Origin of the sequence: Caldimonas taiwanensis NBRC 104434 (assembly GCF_001592165.1) — a bacterium.
Taxonomy (GTDB): domain Bacteria; phylum Pseudomonadota; class Gammaproteobacteria; order Burkholderiales; family Burkholderiaceae_C; genus Caldimonas; species Caldimonas manganoxidans.
This window is the reverse complement of the sequence record NZ_BCWK01000022.1, coordinates 19426-40991: the sequence shown is the minus strand read 5'-3', so window position 1 is coordinate 40991 and position 21566 is coordinate 19426. Positions and strand designations below refer to the sequence as shown.

The 21566-nt window shown below is 69.8% G+C and carries 29 protein-coding genes; 1 reads left to right on the top strand and 28 read right to left on the bottom strand.

Annotated features, from left to right (window positions below; all coding sequences use genetic code 11):
- Positions 1-95 precede the first annotated feature (95 nt).
- The 15 genes from CTA01S_RS14365 to CTA01S_RS14295 all read right to left on the bottom strand — a co-directional run bounded on the left by CTA01S_RS14365 (position 96) and on the right by CTA01S_RS14295 (position 12396).
- A complete protein-coding gene (locus tag CTA01S_RS14365; RefSeq protein ID WP_062196575.1) occupies positions 96-365 on the bottom strand; it encodes a hypothetical protein in 270 nt (89 codons plus the stop codon).
- A complete protein-coding gene (locus CTA01S_RS14360) occupies positions 362-751 on the bottom strand; it encodes a hypothetical protein (RefSeq protein WP_157451385.1) in 390 nt (129 codons plus the stop codon). Before CTA01S_RS14360 ends, CTA01S_RS14365 begins: the two co-directional genes overlap by 4 nt.
- The gene (locus CTA01S_RS14355) at positions 723-1262 is read right to left on the bottom strand and encodes a glycoside hydrolase family 108 protein (protein ID WP_062196571.1); all 540 of its coding nucleotides are present in this window, start codon (positions 1260-1262) and stop codon (positions 723-725) included. The genes CTA01S_RS14360 and CTA01S_RS14355 overlap by 29 nt, the downstream gene beginning before the upstream one ends.
- Entirely contained in the window at positions 1259-1468 is a 210-nt protein-coding gene (locus CTA01S_RS14350) for a hypothetical protein (RefSeq protein WP_157451384.1), read from the bottom strand. The genes CTA01S_RS14355 and CTA01S_RS14350 overlap by 4 nt, the downstream gene beginning before the upstream one ends.
- Positions 1465-2022 carry a hypothetical protein gene (locus tag CTA01S_RS14345; RefSeq protein WP_157451383.1) on the bottom strand — a complete coding sequence of 186 codons (558 nt, stop codon included), beginning with the start codon at positions 2020-2022 and terminating at the stop codon, positions 1465-1467. The genes CTA01S_RS14350 and CTA01S_RS14345 overlap by 4 nt, the downstream gene beginning before the upstream one ends.
- 5 nt (positions 2023-2027) lie before the next feature.
- Positions 2028-2336: a hypothetical protein gene (locus tag CTA01S_RS14340; protein WP_062196564.1), complete on the bottom strand. Its 309-nt coding sequence runs from the start codon at positions 2334-2336 to the stop codon at positions 2028-2030.
- Entirely contained in the window at positions 2317-2733 is a 417-nt protein-coding gene (locus CTA01S_RS14335; RefSeq protein WP_062196561.1) for a hypothetical protein, read from the bottom strand. Before CTA01S_RS14335 ends, CTA01S_RS14340 begins: the two co-directional genes overlap by 20 nt.
- Positions 2734-2741: 8 nt before the next feature.
- Entirely contained in the window at positions 2742-3092 is a 351-nt protein-coding gene (locus CTA01S_RS14330; protein WP_062196558.1) for a DUF2793 domain-containing protein, read from the bottom strand.
- A complete protein-coding gene (locus tag CTA01S_RS14325) occupies positions 3092-5368 on the bottom strand; it encodes a phage tail protein (protein WP_062196555.1) in 2277 nt (758 codons plus the stop codon). Before CTA01S_RS14325 ends, CTA01S_RS14330 begins: the two co-directional genes overlap by 1 nt.
- Positions 5368-5577, bottom strand: coding sequence for a hypothetical protein (locus CTA01S_RS14320; protein ID WP_062196553.1), 210 nt, complete (start codon positions 5575-5577; stop codon positions 5368-5370). The genes CTA01S_RS14325 and CTA01S_RS14320 overlap by 1 nt, the downstream gene beginning before the upstream one ends.
- Positions 5574-5801 carry a hypothetical protein gene (locus CTA01S_RS14315; RefSeq protein WP_062196551.1) on the bottom strand — a complete coding sequence of 76 codons (228 nt, stop codon included), beginning with the start codon at positions 5799-5801 and terminating at the stop codon, positions 5574-5576. Before CTA01S_RS14315 ends, CTA01S_RS14320 begins: the two co-directional genes overlap by 4 nt.
- Before the next feature lie 17 nt (positions 5802-5818).
- On the bottom strand, positions 5819-6592 hold the full coding sequence (locus CTA01S_RS14310; RefSeq protein ID WP_232301077.1) for a phage BR0599 family protein: 774 nt from the start codon (positions 6590-6592) through the stop codon (positions 5819-5821).
- 11 nt (positions 6593-6603) lie between these two features.
- Positions 6604-8076 (bottom strand): hypothetical protein, encoded by a 1473-nt coding sequence (locus CTA01S_RS14305; RefSeq protein ID WP_232301076.1) that lies wholly within the window; start codon positions 8074-8076, stop codon positions 6604-6606.
- A gap of 122 nt (positions 8077-8198) precedes the next feature.
- Positions 8199-9260: a hypothetical protein gene (locus CTA01S_RS14300; protein ID WP_062196544.1), complete on the bottom strand. Its 1062-nt coding sequence runs from the start codon at positions 9258-9260 to the stop codon at positions 8199-8201.
- 7 nt (positions 9261-9267) lie between these two features.
- Positions 9268-12396 carry a tape measure protein gene (locus CTA01S_RS14295; RefSeq protein ID WP_084362451.1) on the bottom strand — a complete coding sequence of 1043 codons (3129 nt, stop codon included), beginning with the start codon at positions 12394-12396 and terminating at the stop codon, positions 9268-9270.
- 8 nt (positions 12397-12404) lie between these two features.
- Here CTA01S_RS14295 and CTA01S_RS16660 point away from each other — a divergent pair, with 8 nt between their 5' ends.
- Positions 12405-12566: a hypothetical protein gene (locus tag CTA01S_RS16660; RefSeq protein WP_157451382.1), complete on the top strand. Its 162-nt coding sequence runs from the start codon at positions 12405-12407 to the stop codon at positions 12564-12566.
- A gap of 129 nt (positions 12567-12695) precedes the next feature.
- Here the strand turns inward: CTA01S_RS16660 and CTA01S_RS14290 are convergent, their stop codons facing one another.
- The 13 genes from CTA01S_RS14290 to CTA01S_RS14230 form a co-directional block, all read right to left on the bottom strand.
- Positions 12696-13073, bottom strand: coding sequence for a DUF6631 family protein (locus CTA01S_RS14290; RefSeq protein ID WP_062196542.1), 378 nt, complete (start codon positions 13071-13073; stop codon positions 12696-12698).
- Positions 13074-13083: 10 nt separating this feature from the next.
- Positions 13084-13836: a phage tail tube protein gene (locus tag CTA01S_RS14285; protein ID WP_062196540.1), complete on the bottom strand. Its 753-nt coding sequence runs from the start codon at positions 13834-13836 to the stop codon at positions 13084-13086.
- Positions 13837-13839: 3 nt separating this feature from the next.
- A complete protein-coding gene (locus CTA01S_RS14280) occupies positions 13840-14037 on the bottom strand; it encodes a DUF7210 family protein (protein WP_062196538.1) in 198 nt (65 codons plus the stop codon).
- On the bottom strand, positions 14034-14468 hold the full coding sequence (locus CTA01S_RS14275; protein WP_157451381.1) for a phage tail terminator protein: 435 nt from the start codon (positions 14466-14468) through the stop codon (positions 14034-14036). The genes CTA01S_RS14280 and CTA01S_RS14275 overlap by 4 nt, the downstream gene beginning before the upstream one ends.
- Positions 14468-14971: a phage virion morphogenesis protein gene (locus tag CTA01S_RS14270; RefSeq protein ID WP_062196532.1), complete on the bottom strand. Its 504-nt coding sequence runs from the start codon at positions 14969-14971 to the stop codon at positions 14468-14470. Before CTA01S_RS14270 ends, CTA01S_RS14275 begins: the two co-directional genes overlap by 1 nt.
- A complete protein-coding gene (locus CTA01S_RS14265; protein ID WP_062196530.1) occupies positions 14968-15402 on the bottom strand; it encodes a DUF1320 domain-containing protein in 435 nt (144 codons plus the stop codon). Before CTA01S_RS14265 ends, CTA01S_RS14270 begins: the two co-directional genes overlap by 4 nt.
- Before the next feature lie 6 nt (positions 15403-15408).
- Positions 15409-15609, bottom strand: coding sequence for a hypothetical protein (locus tag CTA01S_RS14260; RefSeq protein WP_157451380.1), 201 nt, complete (start codon positions 15607-15609; stop codon positions 15409-15411).
- 11 nt (positions 15610-15620) lie between these two features.
- Positions 15621-16598: a major capsid protein gene (locus CTA01S_RS14255; RefSeq protein WP_062196525.1), complete on the bottom strand. Its 978-nt coding sequence runs from the start codon at positions 16596-16598 to the stop codon at positions 15621-15623.
- A gap of 12 nt (positions 16599-16610) precedes the next feature.
- A complete protein-coding gene (locus CTA01S_RS14250; protein ID WP_062196523.1) occupies positions 16611-16982 on the bottom strand; it encodes a head decoration protein in 372 nt (123 codons plus the stop codon).
- Between the two features lie 12 nt (positions 16983-16994).
- On the bottom strand, positions 16995-17807 hold the full coding sequence (locus CTA01S_RS14245) for a hypothetical protein (protein ID WP_157451379.1): 813 nt from the start codon (positions 17805-17807) through the stop codon (positions 16995-16997).
- Between the two features lie 509 nt (positions 17808-18316).
- On the bottom strand, positions 18317-19516 hold the full coding sequence (locus CTA01S_RS14240; RefSeq protein WP_062196517.1) for a phage minor head protein: 1200 nt from the start codon (positions 19514-19516) through the stop codon (positions 18317-18319).
- Positions 19507-19764, bottom strand: coding sequence for a hypothetical protein (locus CTA01S_RS14235; protein ID WP_062196514.1), 258 nt, complete (start codon positions 19762-19764; stop codon positions 19507-19509). Before CTA01S_RS14235 ends, CTA01S_RS14240 begins: the two co-directional genes overlap by 10 nt.
- Positions 19761-21566, bottom strand: a complete 1806-nt coding sequence (locus CTA01S_RS14230) for a hypothetical protein (protein ID WP_062196511.1) — start codon at positions 21564-21566, stop codon at positions 19761-19763. Before CTA01S_RS14230 ends, CTA01S_RS14235 begins: the two co-directional genes overlap by 4 nt.

Below are 21566 nucleotides of genomic sequence, written 5' to 3'. Positions count from 1 at the left end.
CGGTTCAAACGAGGATTCATGCGGGTTGCAGCCGAGTTTTTCTAACGGGCGGGCGCAAACAAGGCCACGTATTCATGCGGGTTTCCAGGCGCCCGTTAGAAGGTATTGGGCACACCTGAGCACCCCATGATTACGGCCTCCAGCTCCGCCACATACCCCCTGAGCTGCTGCCGCTCCGCCAGGGCCGCCCGGGCCTTGTCGTACACGCTGGCATCGGGCTTGAGGGTGTCGGTGGCCAGCACGGGCCGCTGCGGCACCTGGTCGGAGCGGATGCACGGCACAGGCACAGGCATCTCGACGCGCTGCGGCAGTCTGGTGCCGCAGCCGGCCAGGCCCATGGCCAGCACGACCCCCAGGATCCTCATGGCCGCACCTCGGTATCGATCAGTCGGCATGCTGCGGTGCATGCATCGAGATCGGGCGGCTGCGGCCGCGTGAGAATGCGCTCGGCCTCGGAGCGGTGACGCCGCGCCTCGGCTCGGGCGCGCTCCAGCGCCGCTGCGGCTTCGGCCACACGGCGGGCGCTCTCGTCCTTGATCGCCTGCACCCCCTTGGCCTGTTCGCGCAGCAGATCGCCCAGGGCCTGGGTGCGCAGCTCGGCGGCTTCGAGGCGCGGTGCGTAGTGCCAGCGGGCCATCAGCACACCGCCGGCCAGACCCAGCAACAGCAGTGCCAGGCCTGCGGCCATGCGAGCGGAGAGCCAGGCGGGCAGCGGCACCATCTCAGGCCACCCGGTGCAGGAACCAGCCATGCAAGAACGCCTCTTGGCTGGGCCGGCCCTCCGCGATCTCGATGTACCGCGCCCCCTGCTGGGCGTTGAGCGCGCGCAGCAGCACCACGTGGCCGTCCTTGCCACGATGCGCCAGGTACGCCTGAAGGGCCGCCAGCGTCATGCGCCCGATCGCGCCGTCCACCGCGATATCCGGGTAGATACGGCCCTCAAGGTTGAGCACGTTGAGCGCGCGCTGCAAGAAGCGCACGGCCACGCCGGTGCCCATGTTGACGCCGGTGTCGAGCAGCTCCTCGGCCACCGCTGCGCTCAAATCGTTGACCAAGTGGAACCGCGGCTGCGTCCAGTACCGCTCCAGGTAGATCTGCCGAGCCACGCTCTGCGGCATGTCCTGCATGCGGCCACCGTAACCGTAGGCCCGGGCGACCTGCTCGGTGATGCCCCAGTTCGTCGGCCCGCCACGGTCGGCCGGGTGATCGACGTAGCCGCCCTCACGGCGGATCAGTTCATCAATGTACTGCTCGACTTTCATGGTCTCGCCCCCTTGTAGGGTCTGAGCCGGAAAACCTCGTCGTGCATGCGCACGGCCTCCTCGATCTCCACCCGGATGCGCCGGCGCATGGCCTCGACGATGTGGCGCGGCAGGCCCCGCTCGGGCTCGTCCTCGACCATGCGCGAGCACACCGCAATGCGCAGGGCCACCGGGCGCGCCATGTCGATGTCGGGGTGGCGTGTCATGGCTGGCGGGAGCACACTGCCACCCGAGGCGTGGTGTCGAATGCACAGTAGACGGTTCGGCCCTCAATGAATGCCTGCCGGCGGCATGCGCAGGTCGATCCCACCTGCGCCGTGCCGTCCTGACGTGTCGTGCGCACCCCATCGGCCACGGCATAGGCCGGCCGGGTTGGTCGACCGGCATTGGCGGCAACCACGAAGACCGGATCGGCCGGCTTGTGATGGGCATGGTCCCAGTAGGCCTCGATGCGGAAAGCCGCCAGGGCATCGCTCAGAGGGGATGAGCTGGCCGCCAGCATCTCGCGGGCGAACCCGAGCGGGTCGTCGGCGGCCGACAGCGAGGTCGCGGCCTGCGCCATCTGTGCCACCCCCATCGTGCCCACCACGGTCTGCGGCGCCCAGTGCGTGGCCTTGTCGCACCACCAGACCAGCGCCGTCATGCCGTCGCGCTGCGAGACGTGCAGCGCCGTACCACTGCCCACCGGGCGGGGCAGGCAGTCGATTGTCTGAGCCGATGCCGCAACCCAGGCGAACAGCACAACGGGAATCATGCGCATGTGGCTCACCTCGACCTGGCCGCCAAGTCGGTGGCGCGGCGCCGCGGCGTCGTCGGCGATCGCAGGTGCTGCCATGCGACATGGACGATCCACACCGCCGCCCCGCCCATGGCCGAGACCAACGCGGGCTGAGGGTCGCCCGCGGCGCTCCAAACCAGAGAGATAGCGCGCGCCGCTGCGAAGCCGAGCAGCGCGGCGACGACCGTGCGCACCGACACCTCGCCGCGGGCCGCGCGCCGTAAGATCCATAGCGATGCCAACAGCACGATGGCGCTGCTGGCCAGCAGAATCACATCAAGCAGCACGGCCATCATCGCTTGCTCCTTTCGTTGCTGCGATTCGCCGCACGATGGCCCAGAGCAGCGGGCCGGCCTTGTGAATGAGCGCGGCAATCGCAAAGGCCAGCACCCAGCGCTCGATGAGCGCCAGCGGCGCCGTCCACGGCCAGGCGGGGGCGAGCTGCAGCACCAGGGCGCTGCCCACGATGCCGCTGAGCACACTCACGAGCACCAGCCCAGCCGTCGAGGCCGCCCAGCGCATGGACAGGGTGGTGTCCCGGCTGCGGTCGAGGTAGACGGCGACCAGGCTGCCCAGGAAGGCCCACAGGATCACCTCCTCTGGGGGGCGGCCCGCAGCGGCGGCCACAGTGGGCACCGCGGCGGCGGTGCCTGTGGCCAAGGTGGACGCCGCCGTCGTTGAAATGCCTGCCATCGGAAACCTCACACCGTCACGCCGGCACTCCAGCCGGTCGTCTTGTACACAGCAAGCCGGTCCTCGGCGGCGATGTAGCAGACCCAGCCGACCTGCGGGACGTGGTACTCCCAGGCCCCGCCAATGCGCACGGCGATCTGGTCGGTCCTGCCGGCCCACTCGCCGGTGGCACCGGCCGGCACGATGTAGCGCTCACCGTCCATGGGGCTGGCGGGTGGCGTGGTCACGGTGCGGCTCGTCACCGACAGGCCCACGACGGCGCCCAGGCGCTTGAGGTTGGCGTCCATGCCGGTATGCCAGCCGCTTTCGCCCAGCGTCCAGCCGTAGGTGAGTCCAAGATTCGGATCCGTGCTTGCCATCAGATACCTCCGTAATATTGACCGTAGCGCAGGCCGTAGCCGGCACGCTCGACAGTGCGCAGCTGCGCCTGCCAGCTGCTCAGCCCGTCGCGTTCGGCCTCGATCCCGATGGTGACGGTATCGCCGGCGCTGCCCGCATCTGCCGCAGCGCTGGCCACGTCCCAGGTCCAGGTGTTGCCGGTGAGGCCGCTTTGGGTGCGCACCAGCAGGCCGTCGCGATCACGCAGGCGCACGGTGTAGGTGGTGCCGGGCTCGGGACCGATGTCGCCCTCGTCTTGCTTGACCATGTAAGCGGTCTGCTGGATGCGGTCGCGGTGTGCCCAGGTGAGGGTCAAGTCACCGGCGACCACGGCAGGCTCGCGCTGGCCGTTGAGCCGCACTCGCCCCGGTGGATACGGCCGCGCCTGGCGGCCGCTGAGCACCAGCGGCTGGCCGTTGGCGGCCAGCACCGCATCCCCTTCGGCGCTGGCCGTGTGCGGGATGGCGGCGACGAAGACCGACTCGCCCGGCGCACGCTCTTGCGTCTCGGCGGCCAGCCACTCGCCCACGCCCACCAGCCGCGTGCTGGCCGGATGGGCTTGCGGCGTGGTGTCGAGCACCCCGCGGGCGAGATCGACCGTGCCCGCGGTGGGATCGAAGGCGAGGATGGCCACCGCCTCGCGGATCTGGCCTGCCGCATCGACCAGGTAGGCGTAGTCGCCGACCGCGAGGCGCTCGGGCTGGGCCAGGGCCGTCACCGGCACGGTGAGCGCATCGGCTTCGCTGGCCGGCAAGGCGGCATCGAGCGTCAGCAGCGGCGCGTAGTCCTCGCCCACCACGGCGGTGAGGTCGCTGCTGGATGCGCCGGTGGCCAGCTGCCAGTTCAACTGCCCCGGGCCGCCCGCACAGGCCAGGGCCCCCACGTAGGTGTCCGTGTCGGTGAGGTAATCCAGATCGGCCCGGCTCAGGCGTCGGGCCAGTTCCCAATACGGCACCTCCACCGCCAGCACCAGGGCGGGCGGCAGCGCGCCTTGAGGCGGCGCGTCGATGGGCGACGGCGGGGCGCTGAGCACGGACCAGCCCATGCCGAAGACGTCCTCGACCGCCTCGATGCGCCATTCGGCCGCGCCCAGCGCTCCGGTGTCGATGCCGGTGACGCGCACCACCATCCGCTCGATGCCCAGGCGCGGCCAGCGCATCAGGAACACGTCGCCCGGCAGGGGCGGCCGCTCGAAGGCGGCAGGGGCGACGGTCAGGCTCATGCGCGCCAGCGGCGAGCCCAGCGCCCGCAGGTCGCGCAAGGCCAAGCGCGCGGCCAGCGGCCCCCAGTTGACGCCGGGGTAGTCGCGCCGCTGGTTGATGACGCCACCTTGCAACTGGATCGCGGCGAGGTTTTGCACCGACACCGTGGCTTCCTTGCCCGTGGCCCAGTCGGTGTAGACCACGGTGATCTCGTTGGGGAGTTCCCCCCACTGCGCGCGCTCGAAGCGCTCGATGCGCACGATCTCGTCGGGGCCGATGCGCGGCAGACTGCCGGACGTGTAGTCGTCGCGCAGCAGCTTGAGTTCGAAGAGCCCCGTATAGGGATCGAGGTAGAGGATGCCACCGATGTGGTCGAGCACCTGGGCGATGAAGCTCTCGATGGGCTGCTGGCGCGTCCAGAGGAAGTTCAGCCCGAATTCCTCCTCCATGAGTTGCACGGCCGCATCTTCGAAGCTGGAGCCCAGGGCACTCATGGGGTAGCCCATGCCCCAGTGGGGATCGGTGAGGCACTGCACCAGGATGTGCGCCGGGTTCATTCCGACCAGGACCTCTACTGCGGCCTCATCATCCCAACCGCGTACCTGGGCGAGAGATGCCATCCACGGCGCATTGCCATGCCAGCCTTCCGTGAAGCGCCGCACCCGCACCGCCCAGGGCTTGAGGTAGGGATTGTTGGCGGCGAACAGGATCTTGCGCGCCACGATCGACAACACCCCGCGAAAGGCCGGGATGTTGGCCCCGAGCTGCCCCATCAGGTAGTCGTTGCGGGCCTGCGTGGCCGCGCCGGAAAGCACGTCGAGGTCGCCCACCACGCCGCCTTCGCGTTCGTCGCCGCCGAACAGCGTGGGCGCATCGAGGCGTACTCGCCCCAGGCCACCCACCGTGAGCACTGGCGCGCGGCTCGCATCGCCCCAGGCGGTGCGGTCACCGATCTGAATCTCCTGCACCGCATCCACCGGCCCCTGGCACAGCACCAGGTGCATCCCGGCGCGGTAGCGGTAGCCGACGGTCTGCTTCTTGCGGCGCCCGCCCATCAGCGCTGCTCCTCATGGCCTTGCCGGGCGACCTCGACCACGCGAGCCGCCATCGCATCGCCCGTGGCCAACAGGACGGACGCGGGCAGCCCCTGGGTGAGGAAGGCTCGGAAGTCCAGGCCCTGGCGCGCGAACCAGGTGCGCGTGCCGGGCACGCACAGACCCGCGGCGCGCACGTGGTCGATGGTGACGGTCACGTCCTCGTTCACTTCTTGCCGCCCTTCTTCTTGATCGGCTCGGCCTCCAGGTCGCCGTACCACACGACATTGGCCCCGCGCAGCAGCACCGCGCCGAAGACCACGGGAATCGGCCGGCCCTCTTCCGCGGTGGGCGCGTCGAGGTCGGACAGTTCGGCGGGTTTGGGCACGGGCGGTTTGGGGGCGAGCGCCGCCGACACCAGCGCCGCCACGACGATGACGACCAGGTACCACATGGGATGCTGCGCTCCTGTCAGAAGACACCCGTCGAGAACGGGTTCTTGATGGGGATGAAGGGGAAGCCGCCGTAGTTGTCGAGGTTGTTGAAGCGCGACTGGCAGGTTTGCATGCTGTGGTCGCACCCGGCCACCAGAAGCACCGGATCGCCCGGCTGCAAGTCGGCGGGATAGAGCAGCTCGACTTGCGGCGCTGACACGCGCACGATCATGTGGCGTGCGCCGGAGGCGGTTTCAAGCCAGCCGCCGGCAAGCGCCCCGTCCACGGCTGGCGGCATGGTGTCCAGGTAGACAAGGCGGTCGCTGACGTCCTCCACGATGGCCGATGCCGACACCGGCGAGGCGCCGCAGGCCTGGGAGTACAGCACGTGCGAGCACGAGCGGCTGTACAAGCGCCGCAGGCCAATGCGCTTCAGGCTCACCTGGGCGGGCTCGCAGCGGATGCGGGCGGCCTCGTCGGCCACCTCCACCCCGAGCACGCGGCCCATCCAGCGGACACCGCCCAGCATCCAGCTCGTACTCGATGGCGACGATCGGCTCGCCGTGCGCAACACGACGCTGGTGATCTCCCCGCGCGTGGCCGCTTGCAGCAGATGGCGCACGAGCGCGTGATCGGGCGGCAGCTTCAGATCGAGCGCTGCCTTGGCGGCTTCCGCGCCCAGGGCCAGCGCGTTGCGCTCGATCTGGCAGGGCTCAAAGGTGCTTCCGCCCATCTCCACGGTGACCTCGTGAGGCGTCAGGTGGAACTCTCCTACCCCGCCGGAAAAATCGTACAGCTCGACTTCGTGCATCGTTTGCCTCCTCAGGAGGGTGGCGGTTCTTCGCCGCCACCACCGCCGTAGTCTTCCTCATAGGTCATTCCGCGCTGCGGCGGCAAGACGCGCAGCGTCAAGGTGAGCTCGACCAGCGCAGGGGTGTGCCAGTTGAAGTCCACCGCGTCATGGTCGAGCCGGCAGCGCACGAGCCGCACGATGCGGCTGCCTGCGGGCACCGGCTGGGCCAGCCCGCTGCGCAGCACGAGGACGCCGCCTTGGTCGTGGTGGTACACACCGGTCAACACATGCTGACGGCTGCCGTCCGGGTGCAGAATCACGGCCCCGGCGGCCCGGTGCCAGTACGCCTGCGCGCCCGCGCCGCTGACGCGCAAATAGCCGTCGTCCACCCCGGCGGCCGCAGTAACGCGCAGCACCGGCGCCAGGCCATCGGGCGCCCAGCACTCGCCCACGCGGCCTTGCATCCGGTACAGACGGGCGCGCCAGTGCGTGATTTGCTCGCGGCCGCAGGCCAGGTAGCGGCGCTGCAGTGTCGTCGTGGGCCAAGGGTCGTCACGGCGGACCCATGGCTCGGCTGGCGAGCGGTCGATGAGCGTGAGCTCGCCACTGCCTGTCGCGCCAGGGTCGTCGCGCCAGTTCGCATCAGGCCACACAGGCAGCGCCTCCAGGATCGGATCGGCCGGCATGTCCTCCGGAAGCGGGGGCGCATCGAAGGCCACCCGGGCTGTCACCGTCCCGCCGGCCACACCCGGTCGCCACAGCGCCATCTCGCCGCCAGCATCGGCCACCCCCTGTACCAACGGCATGACGAGAGCTCCGGGGCGAAGCATCCGCGCCAGCGGCTCGGCCAGCCAAAAGCGGCTGTCCTGCACATCGGCCAGTGCCAGCACCTGCCAGTGCTCGCCATCGACGGCCAGGGCCCGACGCTGGCCGTCCCCGGTGTCCCAGAACAGGCCGCCATCGTCGAGCTGCGGCTGGTACTGCGCCGGCACGAAAGCGGCATCGGGGATGCCGGTGGCCTCGATCGCCATGGCGCCGGCCGGCGCGGCAGCGTCCAAGGCCACGGCATATTGCGGCAGCGGCCACCAGGTGAGCACGCCCAGGTGGTCGGCGATCCAGTCGGCCACCAGCGCATCATGGGCGCTGCCGTGCCCGACGTTGTAGCGCATGACGCGGCGCGGCGCGAACCGCCGCGCGCTGCGCAGCTCGCCGCCGCTGGCGGTGCGCACGACCGAGGAGCTCCACTCCAGCCGCTCCACCAGCGGGGAGGCCCAGTCGTGCCGGAAGGCGAAGACTGCGCGCTGCGCCTGCGGCCACGGCGCTTGCCCCAGCGCCTCGATGGCCGAGGTTCTGACGTCGGCGGCCGCCGTCTCGCGGCGCAGCACTTCCACCAGCAACGCGACCGTACTGCGCACGGGCTGCGGCAGCGATGCGGCCTCGACGTGCACAGCCACGGCATGGACCGGCGGCTGTCCCGGCGATGCGGCTGTCTCGGCGGTCACACCTGCGGCCTCAAGGCCGGCGGACGACGGCCGCGCCAGCGTCTCGGCGCCAACTTGAGCCACGGCACGGCCTGGAGAGGGCCGGGAGGCGGCCTCCGTCAGCTCGTGCGAGACCTGCCGCGTCACGCCGCCTCCACGCCGAACTCGGCCGCGTTGAGCGTGCCCTCCGTCCACTGCACGTTGCCGTTCGGGTTGAGCTCGAACATGGCGGTGTGCCAGGCGAGTTGCTCTTCCAGCACGATGTCGGCGCTGACGGCCGACTGCGCGCCGCTGATGACCAGACCGCGAACGCGGCCGTTGCCCGCATCCGTCTTGCGAGCAAGCATCGTCACCTGCACCCCATGCACCGCTGGCGAAGCCATCACCGGCAACGCGGCCATATCAAAGCTGTGCCGCATGCCCACGGTGGACGCCGTGATGGCGGTGGCGTCATCACCATCGCTGACGGCCTGCCACGCTTGAAGACCTGAGGGCAAGACCGACCACTGCGCCTGCGTGCCCTGGGCCTGGGCTTGCAACACGTCCACCCGCACGTCGCCCAGAAAGGTGTTGTTGATCGTCCCAGTGGTGTCGGCGATGTAGAGATCGTCCACGTCGATTGTCACGGCGGTCTCTTGGCCGGGAGGAGGCCCGAGAAACACGGTGATCAGACCGTTGGCACCATTCAGGGTATTGAGCGCGTATAGGGTGATGACGCTCACACCATTGAGGCGGACTTCGAACACGCCGGAGTAGTCGCTTTGCACCAGTCGCATCTCGATGTAGTGCCACCCACGCGCGGCGGCCGTGGCCACCGAGCGCGCCAGCGTCAAAAACCAATCTCCATTTCTGGACTGCAAGGCCCTGAGCCGCCCGTCCGCATCGATGCCCACGGCATGGGTCATGTTCGCTGCGGTGTCGCGCACGCCCATCAGAACGGGTAGCTCGCCCGTGTTGCTGAACGGCGCTACGCGCACGGCCGCGCCGACGATCAACGCCGAGCGGACGGACGGCAGGTTCTTGACGTAGCCGCCACCGGGCCCTGCCGGCAGTCGCAAGGCGTAGGAAGAGGGCCGCCGGCCGGGGATGCGCGTGGCCTGCGGCGAGAGATACGCCGCCTTGCCGCGGGCAAGCCACGGCTCGCCGAAGGAATCCAGCGCCTGCGGGTCGTAGTGGTCGAAGCCGTCGATGAAGAGCAAGGCCATGGTGTGGTCATCCTTGAAGCGCTGAGCGCACCGCGCGCGCGTTGCGCCCGATGATGTTGAGGATCACCCGCTCGCCAGCAGGCGTCTGCAGGTGGTCGTGGGTGACGCCTGGGTCGATGGCGTTGACGATGCGCACGGCGTTGTGGACCTGCGGCGCGGCAGGTGCCACCTGCATGGCAGGCACCAGGCCGCCGGCGGCAAAGGCCAGGCGCTGCCCGTCCCAGGCCGGCGGCGTGCGCAGACCGTTGATCGCATCCAGAAACGCCACGCCCACGCGCTGCACGGCGGCTGCGCGCACCACGTACTCGCCGGCCGACAGCCGCGCGGGGATGGAATCGCTGGTTGCAGTGCCGGGGCCGGTGACGTAGCCGCCGGCGGCGAACTTCTTGATGTTGCCCAAGAGCGCCATGACGGCGGCCACCATCGCCGCCATCGCCGCGATGGCCAGCCCCGGGCCGACCACGGGAATGGCGGCCTGCGAGGCGGCCGCGCCTGCGCCGGCCTCGGCCGCGTTGGCGCTGACCTTGGCCGCCGTCTCGGCCTGCTTGGTGGCCACCGACTGGGCGGCCGCCGCTTGTTCGAGGGCCGCTTCTTGCTGTACGAAGCCAAGCTTGACCGCGAGCATGCGCGCCTGCATCGCCACCCACTGCTGGAAGGGCTGGATCACCATCTGCTGCAGGAAGGCCTCGGCAATGCTGCGGAAGATGTTGGCGAGCGCCTCGCGCAGGGATTGCGCGCCGCTGACGATCCCCTGCACCGCCTGGCCGAAGCCCTCGCCGATGCGGTTCCACACCGGCGCGAGTTCGTCGGTCACGAGCCGCGTGCGCTCCAGCTCGTTGCGGAAGGCCGCCACGCGGATGACCGCCTCCGGGCCGATGGCCTGCGCGGCCTGCTGCATCGCGGGCAAGAGACGCTGCATCTCGGCCGCCGACTGCTGCTGCAAGGCCACGATCTGCTGCCGGGCCTGGGCTTCGGTGAGCAGCCCCGCTTGGCTCTGGGTCTGGATGGCCTCCTGGGCATTGCGCAGCCGCTCGGTGACGAGCCGCCATTGGACTTCGAGCGCCGCCAGATTGGCCTGCGCGGCTTTCACATCGATCAGCCGGTCGATCAGCGAGGTGCCCGCGGCGTCGTTCTCGGCCGCCAGGCGTGCGCGCAAGTCGCGGTAGCTGCGCTCGATCGCGGCACGCCGGTCTTGCGCCGTGTCGGTGCCGGTGAGCTGGGCGAGTTCCTCGCGCGCGGCTTGTAGCGCATCGGCCAGTTCGCGCTCGGCCTGCGCGGCCTTGCGGGCATTGGCCTGCTCGATGTCGGCGCGCTTGTTGTTGAGCGTGATGAGCTCCGCTTCGAGCCTGGCCGCCTCGCCCTTGGCGCGAATGCGCTCTGCCTCCGTCTTGCCAGAGGACGCCAGCCGCTGCTGCTCGGCCAGCATCTGCCGCGTCCTGGCGATCTCGGCGTCGATCTCGCTCGTTTCGATCGCCGTCTTGGCGGCGTAGAAGTCCCGGATCGAAATCAGCCGATCCTCGAGCGCCGCTTCATAAGCGGCCTGGGCGCGCGCAAGGCCGCTTTTGAGGAGGGCGAGCTCGGCCTCGGCGGCGTCCTTGGCAGCAGTGAACCTCGCCGCGGCCGTATCCTCTGTGAACTTCGCGCGGATGGCCGCCTCGGCGCGCTTGAACTCCTGACTCATTTCGCTGATGCCCGCGGCCTTGGCCTTCTCGCGCAGCGCCGCCAGCGCGTCCTCGAGCTGCCGGGATTTGTCGCGGAACTGCTTGAGGTAGTCATCCCATTGTCTGCGCATCAGCTCGCGGCCAAACTCCGACGGCGCACCGGGCGGCGCCGTCTCGGAATTTGGCTTGGCGGTCAGTCGCGCGAGGGTTTGCTCGTCGGCGGCGATACTGGCCCGGGCCGCCTCCGGCTTGATGAGCCCGGCCGCGGCGGCTCGTTTCGTCTCCTCGATGCGGCGCTTGAGCCGGGCAACGGCGGCCTCCACATCCATGACTCGCTTTTTGTCTTCGCCGGAGGCGGTGTCTTCCGGCAGGAGCGAGGCGGCGCCCAAGCCCCCTGCCACCGCGCCGATGCCCGCGCCGATTGCCGCACCCTTGGGGCCAAACAGCCGGCCTGCTCCTGCGCCGAGCCGTGCTCCCGTCAGCACGCCACCCAGCACAACGAGCTTGTCGCCATGCTCGACCACAAAACGCGTAAGCTGCCCGATCAAGGCGCCGAACTCGCGCACCGACTGGCGAAAGCCCTGATCCTGGAAGGCGGCGGTCAACTGCCTGGCGGCATCGACCAGCGCCTCCATGAAGCCAGAGCGGGCGAATTCCAGCTTGAGCTCGAGTAGCGCGTTCTCCAGCCGGGCGAAGGCCGCGCGTGCCGTGTTGCTGGCATCCGCCACGCCCTGGCCGAATTCCTGCCGCAGTTGCCGCGCAAAAGCCGGCAGGAAACGGTCGGCAGGAATCATGCCGCGCTCGAGCAGGTCAGAAAACGCCTGCGTCGTGATGCCCAGCGAGCGCGCCGCGATTTGCATGGCGCCATAGAGCCGTTCGCCCAGTTGCTGGCGAAGCTCCTCGCTCGAGACCGTGCCTTTGCTGATCATCTGCTGCACAGCGAAGAGCGCGCCCTGTAGCTGATCCTGCGAAAGCCCAAGCACGGTGGAGGCTTCGGCGAGCGCCGTGAACACTTCGCGTGCCTGCTGGCCCTCCAGCGCCGTGCCGCGCGCCGCGGCGGCGAAGGACAGCCAGGCGCGCGCCAGCGTCTCCAGCGGCACGCCCAGGCGCTCGGATTCGGCTCGCAGTTGAGCCAACTCGCTGGAGGCGGCCGCTGCCGAGCCGAAGACGGTACGCATGGCCGCCTCCAGCGACTCGAACTCGGCGGCCGTGCGGGCGATGCCGCCCACCATACCGGCGCCCTGGAGCAGCCCGCCAATGGCCAAGGCAAGCGCCTGGATGCGCCCGAGCTGGCGCGATATAGAGTCCATGCCATCGCCAAGACGCTGCCGGACGTTGCGGCTCGAGTCGGCGAGCCGGTCCACCTCGCGCCGCAGGCCCACCAAGGAGGAACCCACACGCGCGATTTTCTGCGCAGCACCTTCCTCGGAAAGCAGGATGCGCAGCTTGACGGAAAGATCGCCGGCAGCCATCATGTCACTCCATGAAAGACGCGCTCGTCACCGCCTTTTGGGGCATCGTGCTGGCCATCATCTGGATGCTGGCCGGCAACGCCTGGGCGGGCACGCTGTTGGGCGTGCTTGTTGCGCTGTGGATCGTGCTGGCCATTGCCACGGTCATCAGCTTTTTTGACTCACATCCCTGACCCATTCCTTCCATCCCTTCTCATCCGCCTGCGCCGCGCGGAAGGCTGTGGCCGCGCGCAGGAGCCGCTCCCGGTCGAGCCTGGCCGCTGCCTCGGCGAAATCCCGCGCCTGCGTCCAGGGCATCGCCATCACGTCGCGGTAGCCGAATCCTGCGCCGACGAGCCGGGCGACCCACTCGTGCCACCAGAGGCGATGCGGCTGAGCCGCTCGGCGGCGGCCGTCACCTGCGGCAGCACGCGGCGGACGAAAAAATCGCCGTTGACCTCCAGCACGCGGGCGACGAGATCGGCCAGCACGTCGGGCGTCTGATCCTCCAGCCAGGCACGGTCCACGCCGGCGCCAATGGCCGTGGCCTCGATCAGCGCCTCAGCATGGCGGATCAACGCGCCGGCGATGTCCCCGGCCGCCAGGTCCGCAGCGATGGGCTCCACCGCGCGCAAAAAGCGCGGCAGGTCGCGCACCTTGATCGGCTCGATGCAGATGCCGCGCGGGTCGAAATTGCTCATGCGCGCGTCCTCACACCGTGGCTTGGATCACCCGGCCGAACAGGCCCAGCGGCCCCGTGTCGCTCTTGGTCACGTCGGCCAGCACGCGGCCCGAGAGCTCGAACTTCTGAAGCTCATCGCCGATGAGCGAGAAGTCCTTGCTCGGGTTGAGCGCCACGCGGTACAGGTCCACGATCACGCGGCGGTTGCTGTCGGCGGTGTTCAGCCCGTCGAAGCGCAGCCACACCTCGGGCTGGCCGGACTTGAACATCGCCAGACTGCGGGCCGCGCCGTGGGAATAGTCCACCCGGAAGGGCTGGGTGAACCCCGTCACGTTCAACAGCTCGATCGCGCCTTGCTCGGCGTGCACCCGGTAGTGGGTGCCCTCGGTGAGCGTGGCCGGCGTAGTGGCCGAATCGCGCACCGTCACCGAGGACACGAACTGGTGGGCCAGCAGGTAGATGCCGCCAGCCACCGCGCCGGAGGGCAGCGCCTCGCTGGTGACGGTGCCGGAGCTCACCGCGCTGGTCTGCCCGTACAGCGTGAGCTCCAGGTTCTCGATGCTAAAGTCCTCCACCGCGCAGGAAAACTCCCCGTCCTTGCCCTTGATGAGTTGCAAGTCGGTCAGACGCTGGCCGGAGTAGCTCTCCTTGTGCTCGATCGTCTCGACGTTGAGCGAGACCTTGAGCTCGGGCACATTGCCCAGCCAGCGCATGGCCTGCGGGTTGCCATTGGCGTCACGCGCGCCCACATAGACGCGGCCTTGTCCAGAAAAGTACGGCATCGTTCACTCTCCTTTGCGGGTGGTGTTCTTGGGTTTGGCAGGCCGCTGTGGTGCATCGGCCCGGCCGTCTTGGGTTTGGAGCGCCTTGGCCGCGCCCAGGCCGATCAGCCACCGCGCCTGCTCATCCGGCAGATCGAGCACCTGGCCGCTCGGGTAGCGCCGCCCGGCGTGGGTGTGGTCGGCCAGCAGCTCGACTTTCATGCGTCGCCCCTTCGTTGCACGGCCATGGCCGCCTCGAAGGCCAGCGGGTACAGCAAGATGCCGTCTTGGTACACCGGCGCCGGCGGCGTCACCGGCTGCAAGGCTTGCACGCCCACCCGCGGCTGCCAGCCCATGAGCGCGCGCAGGCACTCCATCACCAAGGGCCCGGCGTCTGCACGGGAGCGCTCGCCGCTGGCGGCCTGCGCGAAGGCGCGCACGACCACGATGACCAGCCAGCGCGCGGCGATGCGGGCGGCCGCCCCGTGGGAGGTGACCTCCAGCACGCGGTAGCCGTCGTTGACCACGAAAGCCGCCGGCAGCTTCTTGCCGCCCACATCGTCGATGCCCAGCGCCGCCGCGCTGTGCACGCCCACCAGGTCGGGCACCGTGGCCACAAGCCGTTGCCGGATGAGCGCTTCGACCTCGAGCATCACAGCGCCTCCTGCAGGTGGCGCTGAGCGATGTCCATGATCGCCTGCGCCCATGAAGCGGGCAGGTCGGCGCGTCCATCGCGCACTGGGAAGAATGCGCGGGCGGGCACCCGTGAGCGGCCGCCGCCGAACTGATGGACGGCCGCATAGGCCATGCGCGAACCCACGGTCACCTGGTCGGGGCTCACGCTTTGCACCTCGATGCTCGAGCGCAGCGCACCGGTGTCTTGCAGCAAGCGCATCGCGCCGAACAGCGCACGCTGATAGCGCTTGGTGCCGGTTTTGCCCCCTGCCGCGCGGCGCGCGCGCGCTCGCCGGGTGGATTGCGCATGCGGCTGCCAGGGCTTGCCCCAGGGGTCGGCCTCGCGCTCGAAGGTGCCGACGATGCGCGTGACCAGCTCCTGCCCGATGTCGGACAAGACGGGCCGCAGATCGTCCACGCGCTCGCTCAGGCGCGACAGCGCTGCGCGGACCTGCTGGTCATCGATGGTCACATCGATCATGGCAGCATCCTTGCCAGCGCCGCATCGGTGAGCAGCCGCGGCGGCGCCCAGGCCGCGGCACCGCCAGGGACAGCAGCATCCACCGCGTCTTGGAACAAGGCGATGCGTCCTGCGGCGATGTCGCGCAGCTGCACCAGCGCATCCTTGTAGGCCACATAGACCATGCTGCTCTCGGTCACGCCGGGACCGCGCCGCCACAAGTTGTAGTGCGCGACGATCGCCACCAGCCGCTTGAGCGTCTCGGGGGCGGGGTCGGGCAGCGGCGCGGTGGTGGCCGCGCGCACATAGCCCATCACTTCGGCCTCAGCGTCGGCCAGCGCGGCCTGCACCCGAGCGGCGTTGACTTCCCCGAGGTTTTCGAGGTCGGTGAGCTGCTCCACCGCCTCGGCGCCCAGGCGCGTCTCCAGCTCGGCGCGCGTGAGGATGGGCATGACGCATCACCCCTTCTTGCGGCTGGGCTTGGCCGGCGCGGCTTCGGGCTGGGCCTCGCCCTCAGCGGCCGGCGCGGCTTCCGGCTGGGCCTGAGCGATACCGCCGGCCACCCAGTCCTCGGCCAGTGCCTGCGGGAGATCACACTCGACCCCCGCATTGAGCGTCTGGCCGCCCAGCTGTACGGTCTGGATGATGCGCACGCGCATGATCGCCACCATCAGGTATTGGTCAGACGCACCAGCACCGCGGGCTGGTGGCACAGCGGCAGGCTGTTGCACTGCGAGTGCAGCACAATGCCGCGGCCGCCTTCGCGCTCCCACTGCTTCATGTAGAAGGGCAGGCCCACGGTGTTGACCGTCTCGTTGAAGTCGGCCGGCGCAAAGTAGGTGGCGAAGGTGTCCACCGTGCCCACCGGGAAGGCGTGGCCCTGGTTGGCGGCGATCAGCCGGTTGCCAGAGACCGTGGCGCGGTACTCGACGAAGGTGATGCCGCCGAACGGGAACCCGGCGCGCATGTCCTGCCCGAGCCGCGCCGCGGCCTCGCTGTGGAACTTGTAGGCGTCCTGCACCTTCGGATGCTCCACCAAGGCGCTGTAGAACTCGGGTGAGACCAGCGCGGTCACGCCCGTCATCGTGTCGCCCTTGAGGTTGTCCTCGATCTGGTTGATGACCTGCGCGCACTTGCTCAGCACGCTGGTGGACGCATTGCCCAGCTCGAAGTTCACCGAGACCTGGGTCACGCCGAATGCCTGGAACAGGTCGGCGATCACTGAGCCGTCACCGTTGGTCACCTGCCCCTTGAGCGCGCCCATGCGCTTCCACTCCAGCGTGATGTCGTGCTTGGCGCGCATGCGCTGCAGGCGGCGGGCCACTTCGGAAGCCACCGTGTTCAGGCCCTCGATGCCGAAGCCGCGCACGTCCTGAATGTCGCCCGGCAGGATCGTGTCCTCGTGCACCGTCTGCTTGATCGCAAAGGCCACCGTGCGGCGGTTGATCTTGCTGGCCGTGGTGCCCTCGCCGCCCCACTCGTGCGAGGGCAGCACCGCGAGCGTGCCGGAAGCCTCTTCGATGATCACCGAGCGCGAAGGCACGCCGCGCGTAGGAAAGAGGTTCATCTGGCCGATGCGCCCCCACTGCACGGGGAACGCATTGATGGCCGCCGTCAGCTCGGCATTGGTGAAGTCGTTGATCAGCATGGCGATGGCTCCTTACACCGTCTTGCGCGCCAGGATGCCCAGCGCCTTCAGTTGCGCGATGGCGGCGTCTTTCTGCGCGTTGGTGGGGCTGCCGCCCCACACGAGGTTGTCGCGCTCCACCACGATCGCGTGGCGGGCGACGATCACGCCCGGGCGCGCGGCAGCGGTCGCATCCACAGCGGCCAGCAGCACGCCCACGGCGTTTTGCGTGCCGTCAGAGGCCCCGGGCGTGAACGCGGCGATATGGCCGCTGGCGGTGATGCGCCCCACCACCTGACCGGCGGCGAGGTTCTGGCCGCTGGCCACGGTCACGTCCTCGCGGCTGTAGCCCTGCGGCGCTTCGTACTTGAGGAACTGGCCCTCGGTGGCTTGCATGGTTGGCATGACGGCCTCTCCTTACGCGGTGATCTGCTTGACGGCGCTCATGAGCGCATCCAGCCGCGCGCGCGCGTCATCCTGCGGCGCCCCGCCCTGGCCGGCCTTGCTCAGGCTGTGCGCCGAGAACAGCGCCGCATCCCGCGCGGGCTTGGCCACCGCCTTGAGGTCGGCTGCGAAGGCGGCGAAAGCCGCATCGCTCATGCCCAGGTAGGGCTGCACGTCCTGCGGCACGTCCCGGCCCACAGCCTCGAACACGGCGGCGAGGTCTGCCTTTCGCCGCTCGATGCGCGCGGCTTCGATCTGCGCTTCCAGCTCCGCAATGCGGGCCTGGAGCGCCTCCACGGTCGGCTTGTCATCACTCATGGGAGCGTTCTCCTTGCGGGGGGTGGGGGCGGCGGCAGCGAAGGCGTGTGCCTCGGTGTGGGGGTCAGCGCCCACCGCCACGAAAGAAACCTCACGCACGACGGCGTTTTCGAAGAGGGCAGCCACCTTGAGCGAGCGGCCGTTGACGGTGACCGGCTCGGTCAGCTCGCGCACATTGGCGTGCATGCCCACCGAAAGCTGAACCGGATGGCCTTCGGCGAACAAGGCCGCGACCTTGCGGCCCGCCTCGGTCGCTTGAGAAATCTCGCCCTCGACGGCCAGGAAGGGCAGGCCTTCGGCATCGGTAGCCTTGAAGATGCGCCCGCGGCCCGCGATGGCGTCGATGCGCTGGTCGTGGTCGACCAGGATGGGCAGCGCCTCGCCTTGAGCGTTCTGCAGGGTGGCCAGGTCAATGGCCACATCACCCATCCAGCCATAGTGCGGGATCACCCCGCCGGAGTACGCCACGCCGGAGAACCGGCGCGGCGCATCGGGCTGGGCCCGGGCGGCAAACGTGATCGAGAGGGCCTGAGGCTGCATGCGCGCATGGTGGCGATGCGCTCAGGCTGAGGCGGCGGGAACGGGTTCACGCCTGGCGATGGGAGCCTCCACCCACCGAACCCAAGTCGCCCTCCGGGCCACGAACCCAGGCGTGCGGGCGCGCTGGGTTTTTACCTTATGCGCCGGGCTGGGGCGCCATCCGATCTGCAGCGCTATAATCGGCCATGTAACAAGGCGTCTTTACGCGGGCGGATTAACGTCATTCGAGTGACGTCTTGGGGTGAGGGTTACCGCCGGCCCTCATCACATCTCCACCCACCGAACCCAAGCTGTCCTCCGCAAAAGTTCGTCCCGTTTGTTGTACAGGTCTTGTGTAGTCGCATTCACGCTATACTGTGGATGTCTGTCGGGGGCGACGTTTCCGCAAACGAACCAGACCCGGCCACGAACCCAGGCGTGCGGACGCGCTGGGTTTTTTACCTTCTGCGCCAGATGGGCACGCCCTCTGAGACATAACCGGCCCACTGCTTCGCGTCTGGCGCGAATGCCGACCACCCATCCCAGGCCTGGCCTGTCCAACGGTAGGCCAGCTTGACGAAGATCTCGCGCCCGCGCACCCGATAGGCGCCCAGCACGGCCAGCTCCGGCAGCGCATGATCGCGTTCGATCAGCTGCACGGTCGCCGGGTCCATGAGCGCATCGGCCATCAACAGAACGTAGCGCGCGCGCTCGTTCTTGCCGATCTTCCATGAGCCGTTCTGCTTCAGAAACAAGCCGCGGTCGGCTTGCAGATCGATCCCGGTGATGTCCATCCAGGTCGCGCGCCGGCGCTCGAAGCGCTCGACGAACAGATCGAACAGCTCGTCCTGCTTGAAGCGCTGCGGCTCGATGATCTCGCCGGCTGGCGCGGGCTTGGGCGGCGGCAATGGCGAGGCCTGATGTTCGGCGGCAAGCGCCCGCATGAGGGCCTGTGTTGCCGCGGGGATGCACTGGATCGCCTGGCCCTTGAGCTTGCCGCGCGCGAACGCATGCTGCGCGTCGCACACCGCCAGCCGCTCGCGCACAAGCCGGCCCAGCGTCAGCCCCCACCCCGCCGGCTTCGCCCCCCATCCCGCATCGGCGGCCCCCTCTGCCGGCGGCTGTTGCGTCACCCCGCCACGCGCGCGGGCCTGCTCGGCGCTCAGGCTCACCAGCCGGCACCGGCAGCGGTGCCCCAGGGGTGGCGAATGCGTGGCCCAGAACGCATCGTCCACCGGCCGGATCACGCCATCGAGCGCCAGATGCGAGGGCCGCACGCGGCTGTCGTTGATCGCGTCGAACATCAGGAACGGTCGCGTGACCTTGGTCTGCTCGATGTGCCGCCAGTGCCCGGCGTTGTAGGCCGTCTGCACGGCGTTGCGGTAGATCGTCTCCAGCCGGTGCCGGGGCAGGCGCCAGTCCTGCGTCTTGGCCCACTGCTGGAAGCTGGCCAGCGTGCCGCCCTCGGCGATGTGGCGCGCCAGCGCGTCGGCCGCGGCCTGCACCTGATCGAGCCGAGCCAGGCCCGAGATCGTGAAGGCCAGTGCGCGCTTTTCGGCGCTCAGGCGGTAGAAGCCCTCGGGCAGCAGCACGCGCTGGCGTCGGGCCTCGGCGATCTGTGCGGACGCCGGGGCGTCGAAAGGGATGGTCACAGCCATAGCAGTTCCTCGTCGCGCTTGCGGCGCGTGCGGCGGCGGCGCGCGGTGTCGTAGCCAAAGCCGAAGGTGCCTCCTGGCCACTGGGCGGCGCGCTCGGCCAGCAGATGCTCGGCAGCCGAACCTGTCAGCAATCCTGAATAGTTGACCAGCGCCGCGCCCGTGGTGGCGCCTGCGCCGATCCGGGCCAGCAGGGCGGCGGCCGTGCCGTCCTGGCCGGCCAGCGCGCGCAGACGCTCACCCGTCGTCATGGCAGCGTCCTGGCCCAGATGGCGTGCACCGCGCGGGCGAGCTCCGCGGCCGACAGCGTCCCCGGCCCGGGCACGTAGGGCGGCGGGCTGGCCGGCAGCGGCAGCGGCTGCGCCCACACTGCGGCGGCCAAGGCCTCGATGGCCGCCAGCGACAGGCCCGGATCGCTCACCACACCCTCGGCCGAGCACAGCGCCTCACCCAGCACGCCATCGCCACCCTGGGCGCGGACGGCCAGCCGGGCACCAGCTGCGCAGGACGCGCCCGAAAGCTGCCCGGCGCTCATCTGCGCGGCCAGCCTCAAGGCAGCCTCGCCATCGGACACGGCGGGCGCCAGCGCCGCGCCGCCCTGGGCCCGCAGGCTCAGGCGGCCGAAGGCAGCCGCCAGCGCATCCTCCAAAGAGGCCACGCCCTGGCCCGTGACGCCCGCCGCGCCGGCGGCCGCGGCCTGCACGGGCTCGAGCGCCCCGGCCAGCGTGGCGGCCAGCTGCACGCGCCCAAGGGCAGCGAGCGCCGCGGCTCCAAGCGTGCCCGCCCCATCGCCGCCGATGGGCAGCGAACCCGAAGCGCCTGCCGAGGCCTCCTGCAGCACACCGGCGAGCTGCCCGCGCACAGCCAGCGTCCCCAACCCCGAGGCCGTGGCGGCCGACAGCGTGACGGACGCCTGCCCGCGCACAGCCAGGGCCGCAGTGCTGGACAGCGCGGCGGGATCGAGCACCGAAGCCCCCAGCGCGCCATGCAGATCTAGCGCTGCCGCGGCCGAGGTCCAGGCCTGCCCCAGCGTGGCCGACAACGAGCCGCTGAGGGCCGAGGCCTGCAGCTCGCCGGCGGCCGCCAGCGTGGCCTGGCCCAGCGCCGCAGCGCCCGTGGCCCGGAGGGACAAGCTCGCGCCGGCCGAGGCCGTGAGCATGGCCAGCCCCATGCCGCCCTGGGCCCGGATCGATAGCGCCGCGCTCGCCGAGGCTGACGCGCCCGTCAGCGTCGATGACAAGCCGCCCTGGATGGGGCCGCCGCCGGCAGCCGCCCCTTCGTACAGCACCCCGAACAGCGCCTTCGTGGCTGACGCAGAAAGAGTGAACGACAGCGAGGCATCGCCGGAAGAAGTGTTGTTGCGCCAGATGCCGAACTCGTAGACCGGCGGCGCGTAGGGCTCGATGACACTGGCTCCGCCATCGGGCGTCACGGTGTAGCCACCGGCGGTGCGCACCGCGCCCAGCGAAACGGACCGGGCTTGAGCGGCCGTCAAGCCGATGGTCCCGCCTGCACCGGCCACCAGGCTGGCGGAGAACGTATCGGCCGGCGGCGCGTCCGCAAGGCCGCTGATCTCGAAGGCGTAGATGTTGGCGGCATGCGAGACACCGCCGACAAAGCCGACCCCGACGGTCTGCACTGCGTTGGTGACGGCCTGAGCGCGATAGACATAGACCGTGTAGTCGTCACCGTAGCCGTGCCGTTCGGGTCCGAGCGTGGCATCCAGCGTGTAGGTGTTGCCCTGGTCGTCCGAGCAGCCGGCCGGCGGCGCGTTGTAGGTGGTGGCGTTGTCGAACAGCACGACGATGCTGTTTCCCGGCGTCACCGGCGCCGGGAAGGTCGCGCTGATGATGCTGCCATAGACGGCCGCGCCGGCTGTCTGGACGATGGACGGGCCGCTGGGCGGCGGGGGCGGCTCGCCGAAGAACCAGCGCCCCCAGACGGCGGCCTCGGCAGCGTCGCGGTCGCCCCAAGCGATGCGGCTTCGCAGCAGCAGGCTGTCTTTGACCCGGCGAGCCGCCAGCCAGCCGCGCAGGGTGCGGCCCGTCGTCAT

Excerpts from the sequence above, each read along its gene's own strand:
- CTA01S_RS14365 (WP_062196575.1), bottom strand. The coding sequence starts at position 365 with ATGAGGATCCTGGGGGTCGTGCTGGCCATGGGCCTGGCCGGCTGCGGC.
- CTA01S_RS14360 (WP_157451385.1), bottom strand. The coding sequence starts at position 751 with ATGGCTGGTTCCTGCACCGGGTGGCCTGAGATGGTGCCGCTGCCCGCC.
- CTA01S_RS14355 (WP_062196571.1), bottom strand. The coding sequence starts at position 1,262 with ATGAAAGTCGAGCAGTACATTGATGAACTGATCCGCCGTGAGGGCGGC.
- CTA01S_RS14350 (WP_157451384.1), bottom strand. The coding sequence starts at position 1,468 with ATGACACGCCACCCCGACATCGACATGGCGCGCCCGGTGGCCCTGCGC.
- CTA01S_RS14345 (WP_157451383.1), bottom strand. The coding sequence starts at position 2,022 with ATGCGCATGATTCCCGTTGTGCTGTTCGCCTGGGTTGCGGCATCGGCT.
- CTA01S_RS14340 (WP_062196564.1), bottom strand. The coding sequence starts at position 2,336 with ATGATGGCCGTGCTGCTTGATGTGATTCTGCTGGCCAGCAGCGCCATC.
- CTA01S_RS14335 (WP_062196561.1), bottom strand. The coding sequence starts at position 2,733 with ATGGCAGGCATTTCAACGACGGCGGCGTCCACCTTGGCCACAGGCACC.
- CTA01S_RS14330 (WP_062196558.1), bottom strand. The coding sequence starts at position 3,092 with ATGGCAAGCACGGATCCGAATCTTGGACTCACCTACGGCTGGACGCTG.
- CTA01S_RS14325 (WP_062196555.1), bottom strand. The coding sequence starts at position 5,368 with ATGGGCGGGCGCCGCAAGAAGCAGACCGTCGGCTACCGCTACCGCGCC.
- CTA01S_RS14315 (WP_062196551.1), bottom strand. The coding sequence starts at position 5,801 with ATGTGGTACCTGGTCGTCATCGTCGTGGCGGCGCTGGTGTCGGCGGCG.
- CTA01S_RS14310 (WP_232301077.1), bottom strand. The coding sequence starts at position 6,592 with ATGCACGAAGTCGAGCTGTACGATTTTTCCGGCGGGGTAGGAGAGTTC.
- CTA01S_RS14300 (WP_062196544.1), bottom strand. The coding sequence starts at position 9,260 with ATGGCCTTGCTCTTCATCGACGGCTTCGACCACTACGACCCGCAGGCG.
- CTA01S_RS14295 (WP_084362451.1), bottom strand. The coding sequence starts at position 12,396 with ATGATGGCTGCCGGCGATCTTTCCGTCAAGCTGCGCATCCTGCTTTCC.
- CTA01S_RS16660 (WP_157451382.1), top strand. The coding sequence starts at position 12,405 with ATGAAAGACGCGCTCGTCACCGCCTTTTGGGGCATCGTGCTGGCCATC.
- CTA01S_RS14290 (WP_062196542.1), bottom strand. The coding sequence starts at position 13,073 with ATGAGCAATTTCGACCCGCGCGGCATCTGCATCGAGCCGATCAAGGTG.
- CTA01S_RS14285 (WP_062196540.1), bottom strand. The coding sequence starts at position 13,836 with ATGCCGTACTTTTCTGGACAAGGCCGCGTCTATGTGGGCGCGCGTGAC.
- CTA01S_RS14280 (WP_062196538.1), bottom strand. The coding sequence starts at position 14,037 with ATGAAAGTCGAGCTGCTGGCCGACCACACCCACGCCGGGCGGCGCTAC.
- CTA01S_RS14275 (WP_157451381.1), bottom strand. The coding sequence starts at position 14,468 with ATGCTCGAGGTCGAAGCGCTCATCCGGCAACGGCTTGTGGCCACGGTG.
- CTA01S_RS14270 (WP_062196532.1), bottom strand. The coding sequence starts at position 14,971 with ATGATCGATGTGACCATCGATGACCAGCAGGTCCGCGCAGCGCTGTCG.
- CTA01S_RS14265 (WP_062196530.1), bottom strand. The coding sequence starts at position 15,402 with ATGCCCATCCTCACGCGCGCCGAGCTGGAGACGCGCCTGGGCGCCGAG.
- CTA01S_RS14260 (WP_157451380.1), bottom strand. The coding sequence starts at position 15,609 with ATGCGCGTGCGCATCATCCAGACCGTACAGCTGGGCGGCCAGACGCTC.
- CTA01S_RS14255 (WP_062196525.1), bottom strand. The coding sequence starts at position 16,598 with ATGCTGATCAACGACTTCACCAATGCCGAGCTGACGGCGGCCATCAAT.
- CTA01S_RS14250 (WP_062196523.1), bottom strand. The coding sequence starts at position 16,982 with ATGCCAACCATGCAAGCCACCGAGGGCCAGTTCCTCAAGTACGAAGCG.
- CTA01S_RS14240 (WP_062196517.1), bottom strand. The coding sequence starts at position 19,516 with ATGGCTGTGACCATCCCTTTCGACGCCCCGGCGTCCGCACAGATCGCC.
- CTA01S_RS14235 (WP_062196514.1), bottom strand. The coding sequence starts at position 19,764 with ATGACGACGGGTGAGCGTCTGCGCGCGCTGGCCGGCCAGGACGGCACG.
- CTA01S_RS14230 (WP_062196511.1), bottom strand. The coding sequence starts at position 21,566 with ATGACGACGGGCCGCACCCTGCGCGGCTGGCTGGCGGCTCGCCGGGTC.